General features: G+C 67.9%; 9 protein-coding genes. 1 reads left to right on the forward strand and 8 read right to left on the reverse strand.

Features of this window, described 5'->3' with window-relative positions; genetic code table 11:
* Window positions 1-225: 225 nt before the first annotated feature.
* The 5 genes from BFF77_RS06090 to ngcE all read right to left on the reverse strand — a co-directional run bounded on the left by BFF77_RS06090 (window position 226) and on the right by ngcE (window position 6,341).
* The gene (locus tag BFF77_RS06090) at window positions 226-1,326 is read right to left on the reverse strand and encodes a substrate-binding domain-containing protein (RefSeq protein ID WP_066944626.1); all 1,101 of its coding nucleotides are present in this window, start codon (window positions 1,324-1,326) and stop codon (window positions 226-228) included.
* 133 nt (window positions 1,327-1,459) lie between these two features.
* Complete coding sequence (locus BFF77_RS06095; RefSeq protein WP_066944587.1) at window positions 1,460-2,659, reverse strand: ROK family transcriptional regulator; 1,200 nt, start codon at window positions 2,657-2,659, stop codon at window positions 1,460-1,462.
* Window positions 2,660-2,888: 229 nt separating this feature from the next.
* Window positions 2,889-3,848 (reverse strand): carbohydrate ABC transporter permease, encoded by a 960-nt coding sequence (locus BFF77_RS06100; protein WP_066944589.1) that lies wholly within the window; start codon window positions 3,846-3,848, stop codon window positions 2,889-2,891.
* On the reverse strand, window positions 3,848-4,771 hold the full coding sequence (locus BFF77_RS06105) for a carbohydrate ABC transporter permease (RefSeq protein ID WP_066944591.1): 924 nt from the start codon (window positions 4,769-4,771) through the stop codon (window positions 3,848-3,850). The genes BFF77_RS06100 and BFF77_RS06105 overlap by 1 nt, the downstream gene beginning before the upstream one ends.
* A gap of 124 nt (window positions 4,772-4,895) precedes the next feature.
* Complete coding sequence (gene ngcE, locus BFF77_RS06110) at window positions 4,896-6,341, reverse strand: N-acetylglucosamine/diacetylchitobiose ABC transporter substrate-binding protein (RefSeq protein ID WP_066944592.1); 1,446 nt, start codon at window positions 6,339-6,341, stop codon at window positions 4,896-4,898.
* 528 nt (window positions 6,342-6,869) lie between these two features.
* On the opposite strand from ngcE, the gene BFF77_RS06115 reads away from it, so the two are divergent.
* A complete protein-coding gene (locus BFF77_RS06115; protein WP_066944594.1) occupies window positions 6,870-10,727 on the forward strand; it encodes a GH92 family glycosyl hydrolase in 3,858 nt (1,285 codons plus the stop codon).
* Between the two features lie 93 nt (window positions 10,728-10,820).
* Here BFF77_RS06115 and BFF77_RS06120 read toward each other — a convergent pair whose 3' ends face one another.
* The 3 genes from BFF77_RS06120 to BFF77_RS06130 all read right to left on the reverse strand — a co-directional run bounded on the left by BFF77_RS06120 (window position 10,821) and on the right by BFF77_RS06130 (window position 14,128).
* A complete protein-coding gene (locus tag BFF77_RS06120; RefSeq protein ID WP_079124878.1) occupies window positions 10,821-13,142 on the reverse strand; it encodes an ATP-binding protein in 2,322 nt (773 codons plus the stop codon).
* Between the two features lie 94 nt (window positions 13,143-13,236).
* Window positions 13,237-13,866 (reverse strand): DUF6879 family protein, encoded by a 630-nt coding sequence (locus BFF77_RS06125; RefSeq protein ID WP_066944596.1) that lies wholly within the window; start codon window positions 13,864-13,866, stop codon window positions 13,237-13,239.
* Window positions 13,859-14,128: a hypothetical protein gene (locus BFF77_RS06130; RefSeq protein WP_066944598.1), complete on the reverse strand. Its 270-nt coding sequence runs from the start codon at window positions 14,126-14,128 to the stop codon at window positions 13,859-13,861. The genes BFF77_RS06125 and BFF77_RS06130 overlap by 8 nt, the downstream gene beginning before the upstream one ends.
* Window positions 14,129-14,259 lie beyond the last annotated feature (131 nt).

Consider the following 14,259-nt stretch of genomic DNA (forward strand, 5'->3'; position numbering starts at 1 on the left):
GGCGGGGATGCCGCGCCGGGGGGAGGCGCGGAGGTCGAGCAGAAGAGAATCTGAGGGGCCGGCCGCACGGTGCGGGGGCACGGTGTGCGGCACGGCGGCCGAGGTGGTTCCATCCGGCACCCCGCCCGAGCTGCGGGGCTGTTGAGTGGGCGGGGTGCCGGACAGGCTTCACCGGAGGCAGGTCACCGGGCGGACCCGGCGGGGACCGCACGGTCCCCGGGTGACCTACTTCAGACCGATCGCGTCACACTGGGCCTTGTAGGCGCCGGTGCAGATCTCGGCGACCGTGTAGATGCCGTCCTTGATGACCGTGTCGTTGATGTTGTCCTTGGTCAGCGACACGACCGGGACGAGGACCGAGGGGATGCCCTTGGTGGTGGCGCTGTCGACCGTCGACTTGGCGACGGAGTCGAGCTTCTCGCCCTTGGCGAGGGCGACGGCCATCTCGCCGGCCACGGAGGCCTCTTCGGGGTAGGACTTGTAGACGCTCATGAACTGCTCGCCCGCGACGATGCGCTGCACACCGGCGAGTTCGGCGTCCTGGCCGGTGACCGGCGGGAGCTTGGTGAAGCCGGCGCCCTTGAGGGCGGTGATGATACCGCCGGCCATGCCGTCGTTGGCGGAGTAGACGCCGATGATCTTGTCCTTGCCCAGGGCGGCGATGGCGCCTTCCATGTTGGCGTTGGCGTTCGTCGGCTTCCACTCCTTGGTGTCGTACTCCTTGCCGATGGTCACCTTGCCGTCGAGCTGGGAGTGCGCGCCCTTCTTGAACAGGGCGGCGTTCGGGTCGGTCACGGCGCCGTTGATCATCACGATGTCGCCGGACTTGGCCTTGTCGCCGAGCGCCTCGAGGAGCGCCTTGCCCTGGACCCGGCCGACCTCTTCGTTGTCGAAGGAGGTGTAGGCGTCGATCGGTCCCTCGGCCAGACGGTCGTACGCCACGACCGGTATACCGGCGTCCTTGGCCTTCTGCACCGAGCTGGCGATCGCCTTGGAGTCGACGGCGTCCACGACGAGCACATCGACCTTGTTGGTGATCATGGTGTCGACCTGCTGGTTCTGCAGCGTCGCGTCCTGCTTGGCGTTGGCGTAGACGACCTTGCCCGTGCCGTCGGTCAGCTCGCTGACCTTCTTCTCGAACAGCGGCTTGTCGAACTTCTCGTACCGGGCGGTCTCGTTCTCCGGCAGGAGCAGACCGACCGTGATTGGGCCCTTGTTGTCCGACTTCGACGCCTCCGCCTTGTCGCCGGACTCCGCCGCGCTGCCACAGGCGGCGAGCGAGACGGCCATCGCGGTGGCGGCGGCGGCCACGGCAGCACGACGCATCATTGCGTTCACTTCACAAACCTCCCTGACGAGGCCGCGTCGTTGCGGCCGAGGTGGCTGGAAGTCAACTCGGCTCCGGGGTCGGCGTCAAGGAGTAAATCCTTAACGAGATGACAACGGTGCCATTCGTTATCTAAGTGAAGGCAGGTGTCGTGGCTGGAATGACGCTCTCCAAAAGGGTCGAATCGCCCATTTCGCTGAGCACCAGGGCGAGAGCGCCGAGCACCTCGGCCCTGCCGCCGAGCGCGCCGGGAAGCACCGAGAGGTGCCGTGCCGCGCTGGGGATCGCGTACCGGGAGACCGATTCCCTTATCGGGCCGAGCACCAGCTCCCCAGCCTCCGCCAAATCCCCGCCCAGCACCACCCGGCTGGGATTGAGGAGGTTGCACAGATTCGCCACACCGCTGCCGATGTGACGGCCCACGTCGGCGACCACGCGGCGGCAGCCCGGATCGCCCTCCCTGGCGAGCTGGACGACACGCTCCATCGTCAGATCGGCGCCATGGCTGGACTCCAGCAGCGGCAGGACATAACGGGCCGCGGTGAAGGTCTCCAGGCAGCCGCGGTTGCCGCAGCGGCAGACCGGGCCCGACTCGTCGAGCGTGATGTGGCCGATCTCACCGGCCGTGCCGCCGGGGCCGCGGTAGATCTGGCCGTCTATCACCAGACCGGCGCCGACACCGCTGGCGACCTTGATGTACGCCAGGTCCCTGACCCCGCGCCCGCTCCCCCAGACCAGCTCGCCGAGCGCGCCGAGGTTGGCGTCGTTGTCCACGTAGACCGGCACACCGAGGCGGCCGGCCAGCTCGTCGCTGGGGTTGATGCCGCTCCAGCCCGGCAGGATCGAGGTGGAGCCGAGCGTGCCCGACACCACGTCGATCGGCCCGGGAACACCGAGCCCGACGCCTATCACCTTGCCGCGGCTGACACCGGTGCTCTCGATCAGCCGCTCGACCAGCTCCTCGGCGCGGCCGAACCCCTGCGCGGACGAGGCGTCCACATCGAGCGGCTCGGACTCCTCGGCGAGCACCTGGTGGGCGAGATTGCCGACGGCCACCCGCAGATGCGTATGGCCGAAGTCGACCCCGATGACGGTGCCCGCGTCCCCGCTGAGCGAGACGCTGCGGGCCCGTCTGCCGCCCGCCGAGGTGGGCGTGACCTGGACCGTGCCGCCGTCCTTCAGCTCACGGACGATATTGGAGACCGTGGCCGCCGACAGTCCCGTGCTCCGGGCGATCTCCGCCTGGGTGAGCGAACCGGCCATACGAACAGCTCGTACGACTCGTTCGAGGTTGGCCCGGTGCAGAGACGACTGCGACCCTGGAGTCTCCACGACTGATCCACTCCTGCCCTTGGCAGCCGGCACGACCGCCGCCGCCGGCCGGGGCCGCGCCAATGAGACCCCGACGTATCTCCAACTTGTGAACCCTAAGCTCAGCCTTTCGGGCTGCTCCCCGTCAAGACCTTGAGCAATGCGGAACACGACAAACCGCCCGCCGACCAGTGCCGACGGGCGGTTCGAGTGGTTTGGGCCGTCCCGTGACCGCCGGGCGCCCGGCGGTCTACTTCAGTGCGCCCGCCGTCAGACCGGCCACCACCTGGCGCTGGAAGACGATGTACGCGGCGAGCACCGGCAGCATCGCCATCACCAGACCGGCGAAGAGACCCGACCAGTCACCCTTGTATCCCTGGCTGACCGCGAGCTGCACCAGCCCCTGGGAGAGCACTTTGTTCTCCGGGTCGGTGTTGAGCACCGTGGGCAGCAGGTACTGGTTCCACTGCCCCAGGAAGTTGAAGATCCCGACGCTGATCAGACCGGGCTTGGCCATGGGCAGCATCACCTGGAAGAACGTCCGGGTGTGCGAGGCACCGTCGATGATCGCCGCCTCCGCCACCGAGGTCGGCAGCGTCCTGAAGAACGAGACGAGGAAGAAGACCGTGAACGGCAGCGAGTACGCGATGTAGACGAGGATCAGACCGTGGACGGTGTTCAGCAGGCCAAGATTGTTCATCACGTAGAACAGCGGAACCAGCGCGAGAATGACCGGGAAGCTCATCCCGCCGATGAACAGGTAGTAGATGAAGCGGTTGCCCGGGAACTCGAAGCGCGCCAGTACGTACGCGGCCATCGAGCCGAGCAGCAGGGTGCCGGCGAGTGAACCGGCCACCACCAGCACGGTGTTGAGGAAGTAGTCGCTCATGTGCGCCTGGGTCCAGGCGCGCGACCAGTTCTCGAAGTGCAGCGAGTCGGGCAGCGACCACGGCCGGGTGAAGATGGACCTGTCGTCCTTGAAGGACGTCATGACCGCCCACAGCAGCGGCATCACGACCAGGACGGCCCAGATGACGAGCACACCGTGCGAGAACACGTTGAGGACGCCGCCGCTCCGCGACTCCCCGGCGGCCGGCGGAGCCGTCCTGCGCACGGCGGGCCGCACCGTGACCGTACCGGCCGGAGGCGTGTCCTGAGGGCCGGCCGGGCCCGGGGCATCGGCCGGAGGAGGGGTGTCGGTGGTCTTCATCAGTACTCCAGCCGCTCACGTCGGCCCAGCCGCATCACGATGGCGGAGAAGGCCAGCGTGACGACGAGAAGGGCGACACCGATCGTGGTCGCATAGGCCGCCTGACCGTCACGGAACGCCTTCTGGTAGACGAGCAGGGTCAGTACGTTGGTGGAATCGGCGGGCCCGCCGGGTCCCACGGTCATGATCTGGACGACGGCGAAGGACTCCGCGCCGAGGGCGAGGATGCCCATGTAGACCCACCCCGACTGCACCGTGTCCCACAGCAGCGGCAGGGTGATGCGGAAGAAGGTGGTGAAGCGGTTCGCGCCGTCGAGCAGCGCCGCCTCGTAGAAGTCCTTGGGGATGGAGGCCATGCCCGCGGAGAACAGGACCACGAAGAAGCCGGTGGTGGACCAGACCAGGACGGCCATCACGCACCACAGCGCGAGATTCGGGTCGCCCAGCCACTCCGGCCGCACGCTGTCCAGACCGACCGCGCCGAGCGCCGAGTTGATGGCGCCGCTGTTCGGGTTGTACGCGAACTGGAAGAGCAGCGCGACAATCGCGATCGAGAGCACCTGCGGAAAGAAATACACGATCTTGTAGAAGCCGGATCCGCGCACACCCGAAATCGCGGATCCCTTACGGTGGCGCCCTCCGACATTCAGCATGAACGCGAAGAACAGCGCCAGCCCCAGCACCACCACGGGCAGCAGGAGCGCGAAGGTCAGACTGTGCTGGAGAGAACTCCAGAAGGTGTCGTCGTCGAGCATCCGGGTGTAGTTGTCGAAGCCGACCATCGCGAAGTCCGGGCTGAGCCCGGTCCAGTCCGTGAACGAATAGTAGATGGACTGGACGAACGGCCATACGACGAAAAGTCCGTACAGCGTCAGGGGGACAATCAAAAACCCCACGATGAACCGGTACTTGCCGTGTTGCATGTCTCCCGACCCCGAATCCCGGCGGGTGCCGCCGTGCTGCCTTGGGGAGCCCGTCGGACTCCGTGCGCGCGGCCGACGGGCCGGAGCCGGAAGCCCCGGCGGGGCTTCCGGCCGCTTTCCGCTCCTACTGGTGCTTGTAGTGCTTGATGGAGTCGTCCTTGGCCGCCGCGTCGGCGAACTCCTGGGCCTTGTTCATGGCCTCGGCCGGAGTCATGCGCCCGGCCATCATCTCGCCGAGCACGCCCACGCCGATCTTCTCCTTCTGGAGGGCGGCGTACCAGTCCTGCATCCGCGGGTTCAGGACGTTGTCGCCCGCCTTGGCGAGGGCGTCGACACCGGACTGGAGCGCGGTGGACAGGGTGAGACCGTCGGTGCCGCCGTTGAAGGAGGTCAGCGACTTCACCTTGGTGGTGAAGTTCTTCGAGGACGCCTCGCTCAGCATGATGCGGAGCTGCTCCATGCCGCCGTCGGGGTTCTTGGCCTTCGTCGGCACGATGAACGGCTCGCCGCCGGAGGCCCAGATGGTGCCGAACGGCAGCTTGTCCGAGCTGTCCAGACCGGACGGCGCGGCCACCTTCATCTGGAAGTCCTTCGGCGTGGTCTTGGCCGCCTCGTTCTCCACCCAGGAGCCGTTCGGGATGAACAGCGCCTTGCCCTCGGTCCACGCGGTCTGCGACTGGATGTGGTCGAGGCCGGGCGTGCCCTGGAGGATGTAGCCCTTCTTGAACAGCTCGAAGTACGCCTCGAAGGCGGCCTTGACGGCCGGGTGCTTCCAGGCGTTGGGCTCCAGGTTGTCGATCGCGTCGAGGACCTCACGGCCGCCGATCTTCCCGATGAACGGGTAGAGCGAGAACGGGAGGTAGTACGGGTACTTGCCGGCGTACGTCCAGCCCGCGATGTCCTTCTTCTTGGCCTTCGCGCAGAGGGCCAGCATCGCGTCCCAGTCCTCGGGGTACTCCGCGTCGAGCCTGTCCAGCGCGGTCTGCGAGTACCAGACGCCGTACACCGTGTAGGCGTAGTACAGGATCCAGACCGGGTCGCCGTCGAACTGGCCCATCTCGACGACACCGGGCCGCAGCGTGTCGCGGACCTTCTTGGCCGGGTCGTCGTAGGACGGCGCGTCCAGCAGCGGCGTGAGGTCGGCGAGCTGCTTCTTGCCGACGAGAACACCCATGTCCATCTGCTCGGCACCCGAGTTGTCGATCAGGTCGGGCGGGGTGCCGCCGTTGAAGCGCGGCTGGAGCTCGGACTGGATCTTCTGGGTCGGGGTGAACTTCACCTCCGCCTTCGGGAAGGCCTTCTTGTACTGCTCCACGGCGTCCGTGGCGTACTCGGTGCCGAAACCGCCGTCGAACAGGACGAAGTCGAGCGACGCGGTCTCGTTCACTCCGAGCGGGTTCTTCTCGGACGTCGTGCCCTTCTCGACCTTGTTGTCGGTCCCGCTGTCGCTGCTCGCGCAGGACGCCAGGAAGCTCATCGTCGGGACGGTGATCAGACCGATCGCGGCGGACCGCTTGATCACATCACGACGGCCGAGGCCCCCGTTGTGCTGAGCGGAGGTGGATCCCATGCTCAAGTCCTCGCCTTCTCCAGGACTCAGGCGGTGTACCGGTCGCCCGTGCTTCTCGCCTGAGGAGAAGGGCCCCGCCACCGCGGTCAAATGAAGCTGGGTCGTGCAGATAAAGCCGGGTTGTACGGGAATGTCGTTCTTCGTCGTCCGGATCGAATCGCGGGAGTACGGGCCTCGGCCGGGCGGCCGGGAGCGGACAGAGCCCTCCCCATGTCCCTCCGTCCTCCTACGTGTTGTCCGCCACTGCGGGAAACTCCAGGGGCGGACGCCGACAGGTATAGTCCACTTCCCGTCGGCGGAGCAAGATCGAAAGCAGGTTTGGGCGGCAGTCTTTCCCTAGTTGAGACCTCGCGGATATCCGAGGCGGTTGTGTACTCATTCGACCACCTCCGCCCGATCGGAATGGCCGATTCCAAATGTTCCACCCCCGCAACACCCTTGACACCACTCTGCACTTGGCTCCTACTGGACCCTGCGCTCTCGTTTGACAACGTTGTCCGACTTGGTACGCAGGAGGAAAGACTCGGTATGGAGCAGAGAACCGGACCCCGGCGCAGACAATGGCACGCGGCCGCCCTGGTGGCGACCGCCGCGCTGCTCGTCGTAACGGCACAGTCCGCCGCCGTGGCACAACCCGCGCAACCCGAGCCGGCGGAAAAGGAATTCAACTCGTCCTTCGAGGCGGACGAAAAACAGCCGGACTGGCGCAATACCGTCGAAGTGGGCCCCGGTGGCGAGAAGCGGTCATCCGGTGTCGACGGGGGCTTCACCAGTGGAATCCCGGGCAATGTCACCGACCGGGTGGTGGAGCTCCGTGCCAGCGGCGAGAACACCGGCGCCGGTGAGACCAAGGAGAACCTGGTCGATGTCCAGTCGGCCACCAAGTGGCTGGCGTTCACCAGGACCGCCTGGGTCGAGTTCGACCTCGACGAGCCGGTCAAGGTCCTCACCTATGCCCTGACCTCGGCCAACGACCACGCCGAGCGCGATCCCAGGGACTGGACGCTCCAGGGCTCCACGGACGGCAAGGAGTGGCGAGACCTGGACACGCGGAAGGGTGAGACCTTCGGCGAGCGCTTCCGGACCAAGTCGTACGACGTCGCCAACACCACCGCGTACCGGCACTACCGGCTCGACATCACGGCCAACAACGGTGGCTCCGACGCCACTCAGCTCGCCGATGTCCAGTTCTCCGACGGCGATACGAGCACGCCGCCGCCCCAGGACATGCGCACCCAGGTCGACCGGGGCCCGTCCGGCTCACCCACGGCCAAGGCCGCCGCCGGGTTCACCGGGACGCGGGCGCTGAAGTACGCGGGGACGCACCAGCCGGACGGGCGGGCGTACTCGTACAACAAGATCTTCGATGTCGACACGGCCGTGGAGCGCGACACCGCGCTCTCCTACCGGATCTATCCGTCCCTTCCGGAGACGGACCTCAACTATCCGGCCACCAACGTCTCCGTCGATCTCGCCTTCACCGACGGCACCTATCTGAGTGATCTCAAGGCCGTCGACGCGCACGGCGGACTGCTCACCCCGCAGGGCCAGGGCGCCGCCAAGCGGCTCTACGTCAACCAGTGGAACCAGGTCGACGCGAGCATCGGCTCGGTCGCGGCGGGCAGGACCGTCGACCGGATCCTGGTGGCGTACGACTCCCCCAAGGGCCCCGGGGCCTTCCAGGGCTGGATCGACGACATCACCCTGGCCCCGAAGGCGCCCGAGGAGCGGCTCAAGCATCTGTCGGACTACGCGTCCACCACGCGTGGCACCAACTCCAGCGGATCCTTCTCGCGCGGCAACACCTTCCCGGCGACCGCCGTGCCCAACGGCTTCAACTTCTGGACCCCGGTGACCAACGCGGGGTCGAACAGCTGGCTGTACGAGTACAGCCGCGCCAACAACGCCGACAATCTGCCGACCGTGCAGGCCTTCAGTGCCAGCCATGAGCCGAGTCCCTGGATGGGTGACCGGCAGACGTTCCAGATGATGCCGTCGGTGGCCCCGGGCACGCCCAGCGCGTCCCGTACGGCGCGCGCGCTGCCGTTCCGGCACGAGAACGAGACCGCGAGGCCGCACTACTACGGCGTGACGTTCGAGAACGGTCTCAGAACGGAGATGACGCCGACCGATCACGCGGCGATGGTGCGGGTCACCTACCCGGGCGCCGACGCCTCCATGGTCTTCGACAACATCTCCAACGCGGGCGGGCTGACGCTCGATCCGGAGACCGGTTCCTTCACCGGCTTCTCGGACGTCAGGAGCGGTCTGTCGACCGGCGCGACACGTCTTTTCGTATACGGCGTCTTCGACGCGCCCGTCACCGCGGGCGGCAAGCTCTCCGGCGGCGCGGGCCCGGACGTCACCGGCTATCTGCGCTTCGACGCCGGCGAGGACCGTACCGTCACCCTGCGGATCGCGACATCGCTGATCAGCGTGGACCAGGCGAAGAAGAACCTCGCCGACGAGATCCCCGAGGGCACCCGCTTCAAGAAGGTCCAGGACCGGGCCCAGGACGCCTGGGACGACATCCTGGGCAGGGTGGAGGTGGAGGGCGCGGACCACGACCAGCTCACCACGCTCTACTCCAGCCTCTACCGGCTGTACCTGTATCCCAACTCCGGCTTCGAGAACACCGGTACGACGTCCCGTCCCAGGCAGCAGTACGCGAGCCCGTTCTCGGCGAAGACGGGCCAGGACACGCCGACGCGGACGGGCGCGAAGATCGTCGACGGCGAGGTGTACGTCAACAACGGCTTCTGGGACACCTACCGGACGACCTGGCCCGCGTACTCCTTCCTCACGCCCGAGCGCGCGGGCGAGCTGGTGGACGGCTTCGTCCAGCAGTACAAGGACGGCGGCTGGATCTCCCGCTGGTCCTCGCCGGGCTACGCGGACCTGATGACCGGCACGAGTTCCGACGTGGCCTTCGCCGACGCGTATGTGAAGGGCGTCGACTTCGACGCGGAGGCGGCGTACGAGGCGGCGCTGAAGAACGCCACCGTGGTGCCGCCGAGTTCGGGTGTGGGCCGCAAGGGCATGGAGACCTCCCCCTTCCTCGGCTACGCCTCCACGGAGACGCACGAGGGCCTCTCATGGTCGCTGGAGGGCTATCTCAACGACTACGGCCTGTCCAAGATGGGCGAGGCGCTCTACGAGAAGACCAAGAAGGCGCGCTACAAGGAGGAGTCGGAGTACTTCCGCAACCGCGCGCAGGACTACGTCTCCCTCTTCGACACCGAGGCCGGCTTCTTCCAGGGCCGTGACCTCAAGGGCGACTGGCGGGTGGACTCGGCGACGTACGACCCGAGGGTCTGGGGCTACGACTACACCGAGACGAACGGCTGGGGCTACGCCTTCACGGCGCCGCAGGACTCGCGCGGTCTGGCGAATCTGTACGGCGGGCGCGCCGGCCTCGGGGAGAAGCTGGACACCTACTTCGCGACGCCCGAGACGGCCGGTCCCGAGTTCGTCGGCTCGTACGGCGGTGTGATCCATGAGATGACCGAGGCGCGCGACGTACGGATGGGCATGTACGGCCACTCCAACCAGGTGGCCCACCATGTCACGTACATGTACAACGCGGCCTCGCAGCCGTGGAAGACGCAGGAGAAGGTCCGCGAGGTGCTGGGCCGGCTCTACGTCGGCAGCGAGATAGGGCAGGGCTACCACGGCGACGAGGACAACGGCGAGCAGTCGGGCTGGTACCTCTTCTCGGCGCTCGGCTTCTATCCGCTGGTGATGGGCAGCGGTGAGTACGCGATCGGCTCGCCGCTCTTCACCAAGGCCAAGGTCCATCTGGACAACGGCCGCACGCTGGTGATCAAGGCTCCGGAGAACAGCGACAAGAACATCTATGTCCAGAGCCTCAGGGTCAACGGCAAGCCCTGGAACTCCACGGCCCTCCCGCACGAGCTGATCGCGGCCGGCGGCACGCTGGACTTCACGATGGGCCCGGAGCCGTCGACGTGGGGCACGGGCGAGGACGCGGCGCCGGTCTCGATCACCCAGGACGACAAGGCCCCGTCGCCGCGGACGGACGCGCTGCCGGCCTCGGCGGGCCCGCTCTTCGACAACTCCTCCCGTACCGAGGGAGCGGTCGGGTCGGTGGACCTGCCGGTCGAACCGGCGACCCGCGCGGTCCAGTACACCCTGACGTCGTCCGCGGCCTCGAAGGCCCCGGACGGCTGGACGCTCCAGGGCTCGGCGGACGACGGCGCGACCTGGCAGACCCTGGACACGCGGTCGGCGCAGTCCTTCACCTGGGACAAGCAGACGAGGGCCTTCACGATCGCCGAGCCGGGGACGTACGGGAAGTACCGCTTGGTGAGCGACGGTCCCGGCGATGTCCCGCCGACGCTGGCGGAGGTGGAACTGCTGCGGTAGCGGGCGCGGTCGGGGAACGGACGACGGAACGGGCCGCCGGCGGGAGCCGGCGGCCCGTTTCCCGTTCCCCGCGCACCGAGCGGGGGCACCGGCTCAACCGGCTCCGGAGCGGCGGCCTTCGACACGGGCGCGGACCTCGACCGCGCGGGGATCGCCGTAACCGGCCAGCAGTCCCAGAGCCTCCGTCCAGTGCTCCCGGGCGGCTTCCGGGTCGTCGACGACCAGGACCTCGGCCAGCCCGTCCAGGGCCATGGCCTCGTCCCAGGTGTCACCGAGCTCATGGTGGACGGCGGCGGCCCGACGGTGGAACTGTGCCGCCTCCTCGTGCCGGTCGAGCCGGCGGTACGCCTGGGCCGTACCGTGCCAGGCCATGGCCTCCCGGCTCCGGTTCCCGAGCCGGCGGTGCAGCGTGGCGGACCGCTGGTAGGAGGCGAGCGCCTCGGTGGAGCGGCCGTTGGCCAGTTGGGCGTCGCCCAGGGTGAGAAGCCAGTAGCCCTCCAGCCGGTGATCGCGCAACGTCAGCGCGATGTCCACGGCGTCACGCGCCGTACCGAGCGCCTTCTCCCCGTCCCCCCGCTCAAGCTCCACATGGCTCAGCAGACGCAGGACATTGCCTTCACCGCGCTGATTGCCCAGCCCACGATGCGCCCCCAACGCCTGCCGCGCGACGCCGGACGCCTCGGGGAGGCGGCCGGCGCGGTAGTGGGTACTCGCGAGGTTCGAGAGGGTCGTGGCCTCCCAGTGGGCAGCGCCCTGCTCCCGGAAGACGGTGAGGGCCTGCTCGAAGTACGAGGCGGCATCGGCGAGTTGCCGGGTACGGAGATGGAAGAGGCCGATCAGGTTGAGCGAATGCGCCTCCCCGAGCCGGTCACCCAGTTCACGCCGGATCCCGAGCGCCGCGCTGTGGCTCGCGTGGCTCTCGGTGAGGCGATCGTTCCGCGTATGGCTCATGCCCATCTCGGTGAGGAGCTGGGCCTCCGCGCTCCGGTCACCGAGTCGGCGCGCCGCCTCGAGGCCGAGTCGGCCGACGGCCGGCCAGTCGGCGAAGGGAGCGGAGGGAGACTGCGCGTTCGCCAGAACAGCCGTCAGTTGCCAGGCGAGCCGGTCTTCCAGGGCGATGGCTGCCCGTACCGCCTGGAGCAGATTGGTGTGCTCGCGCTCCGACCAGTCCACGGCGGTGTCGTAGTCGGCGAAGGACAGCGCCTGCACTCCCTCGACCGGCGGGGTGAGCGGGAGATGAAGCTCGGCGGGACTGATCCAGGTCTGTGCCGCGTCGGCGGTGTGCAGATACCAGTCCAGTACGCGACGGAGCGCGGCCGACCGTTCCCCGGGCGGCTCTTCGTGCTGCGCCTGGTCGGTGGCGTAGGCGCGCAGCAGATCGTGGAACTGGTAGCGGTCGGGCGCGGTCTGCTCCAGCAGGTGGGCGCCGACCAGGGAGTCGAGCAACTGCCGGGTCTTCGGGACGGCCAGTCCGGCGAGGGCCGCCGCGGCATGGAGGCCGAACTCGGGGCCGGGATGCAGGCCGAGAAGTCGGAAGAGGCGCGCGGCACGCTCCGGCAGCGCCCGGTAGGACCAGGCGAATACGGTACGGACCGCCTCGGCCTCCTCGTCGTCTCCGGTACTGAGCGCGTCCCACAGGGCGCTCTCGTCCCGCAGATCGGCGATCAGGTCGTCCAGCCGCATATGGGGCCGGCTCGCGGCGCGTTCGGCGGCGATCCGCAGGGCCAGCGGCAGCCGGGCGCAGAGGCCGGCCAGCTCCGTGAGCTTGTCGAGATCATCCTCCGGCCGGTACCCGGCGGTGACGGCACGCAGCAGGGCGACCGCCTCGGGCTGTGGCAGTGTCCCGAGCGTCAGCCGCCGCGCCCCGTCCCGGACGGCGAGCCCGGAGAGCCGGCTCCGGCTGGTGACGACCACGAGGCAGCCCTCGCTGCCCGGCAGCAACGGGCGGACCTGGCCGACCGTGGCAGCGTTGTCGAGGACGATCAGCATCCGGCGGCCGGCCAGCAGGGAGCGGTAGAGCGCGGCGGCGGAATCGGGGTCCCGGGGCACCGATCCGGGCCGTACGCCCAGTGCGCCGAGAAAACGGTGGAGGGCGTCCTGAGCCGTGACCGGCTCCCCCGGGTCGTAGCCGCGCAGATTGACGTAAAGCTGACCGTCCGGGAAGCGGTCCTGGACCTGATGGGCCCAGCGCAGCGCGAGCGAGGTCTTTCCCGCGCCGGCGGTGCCGGCGATCACGCAGACGGAGATGACCAGCGGCCGGCCGTCCTCATCGGCCAGCACGGCGTTCAATTCGTCGAGTTCATGTGTACGGTTGACGAACCCGCGTATGTCGGCCGGGAGTTGCCGTGGCGTGGGGGCGGGGAAACCGTCCTCGCCCGACGTGCCGTGCCCGTGGAAGTGAATTCCTCCTCTCACGCTGCCCGCCTGTACGGCATCGCGTGACGTACCCGACAGGTCATTGTTCGTCCTGCCGAGCCGCCCCTCGTCTCTTCTGTGCTCGTTGATCGGTCTACTCCGCGTTCATCGTCGGCGGTGGAAGGTGCGCGACCTCACGGGCGAAGTAGGTCTCCACATCCTCACCTGCCCGGTAGAGTTCCTTGATGTAGCCTTCCCAGATTCCGACGACGTCCGGGGCGGTATGGCGGACCGCGCCACAGGACTCGCCGGATTCGGTGTAGAGCACCTCATACAGCGTATGCCCGCCGAGGACGACCAATTCCGGCAGGATCTTCTCGCTCTCCGAAGCGGCCACCATTTCGGCATCGACCGTACGGATTCTCTCGTCGCATTCCGCGCGCTGCCGCAGCGAATGCAGCTCCCATTGGAGATAGGGAGTCAGCGGCTTTTCCACCACGCGCACTCGATGGAATCGGGAACCACGGCGCTCGTCGTCGAGAGCGGACGCGATCAGATCCTCGCGTCGTGCGTCGATCAGTCGCAGCGCTTCCGCCCAGTCGCCTCGGGACAGCGCGTCCCGGCTGGGGCTGCCCTTTTCCTCGAAGTGCTGTCGGCGCTCGAGTTTCCAGGAGTCCGCGTGACGGATCGCTTCGTACCGCTCCCGGAAATCCCTTTTGTACACATCTCGTACGAGCCTCTCCCCCTGACCGGGAGGGAAGGTCGGCGCGCGCAGGTCACGCATCGGCGATGTCCGGTTTCGCGGCGCTGAGCATGGTTCCCGGAATGACGACCAGTCGTTCGTCCGCGGCGAGAGTCACGCCTTCCGGCAGGCGCGGAGCGTAATGCGTGGTGAGGTCACGACCGATCACCGCGATATCGCCGTTGTCGAGCTGCCAGATGTCCGGGCAGTCGTCCTTGCCGTCCGAATGGCCCAATTCCTCGGCCGACTTTCCCAGTCGCCGCTCGAACAACGCCGACGGATCGGCCTCCCAGGCATGCCCCATGCCCGCCTCCACTCAGGATTGATTGAGTGCGCAACTGCTCCACATTGTATGTGCGCGTGATTACACAGAGCAATGTCTCCGAGAGAGGTTCACGCCATCGAAGCCGTCGCGGCCGGCGAGCGCGGGACATG

This window comes from Streptomyces lushanensis (assembly GCF_001700515.1).
In the GTDB taxonomy this organism is placed as follows: Bacteria; Actinomycetota; Actinomycetes; order Streptomycetales; family Streptomycetaceae; genus Streptomyces; species Streptomyces lushanensis.

Excerpts from the sequence above, each read along its gene's own strand:
- BFF77_RS06090 (WP_066944626.1), bottom strand. The coding sequence starts at position 1,326 with ATGCGTCGTGCTGCCGTGGCCGCCGCCGCCACCGCGATGGCCGTCTCG.
- BFF77_RS06100 (WP_066944589.1), bottom strand. The coding sequence starts at position 3,848 with ATGAAGACCACCGACACCCCTCCTCCGGCCGATGCCCCGGGCCCGGCC.
- BFF77_RS06105 (WP_066944591.1), bottom strand. The coding sequence starts at position 4,771 with ATGCAACACGGCAAGTACCGGTTCATCGTGGGGTTTTTGATTGTCCCC.
- ngcE (WP_066944592.1), bottom strand. The coding sequence starts at position 6,341 with ATGGGATCCACCTCCGCTCAGCACAACGGGGGCCTCGGCCGTCGTGAT.
- BFF77_RS06115 (WP_066944594.1), top strand. The coding sequence starts at position 6,870 with ATGGAGCAGAGAACCGGACCCCGGCGCAGACAATGGCACGCGGCCGCC.
- BFF77_RS06125 (WP_066944596.1), bottom strand. The coding sequence starts at position 13,866 with ATGCGTGACCTGCGCGCGCCGACCTTCCCTCCCGGTCAGGGGGAGAGG.
- BFF77_RS06130 (WP_066944598.1), bottom strand. The coding sequence starts at position 14,128 with ATGGGGCATGCCTGGGAGGCCGATCCGTCGGCGTTGTTCGAGCGGCGA.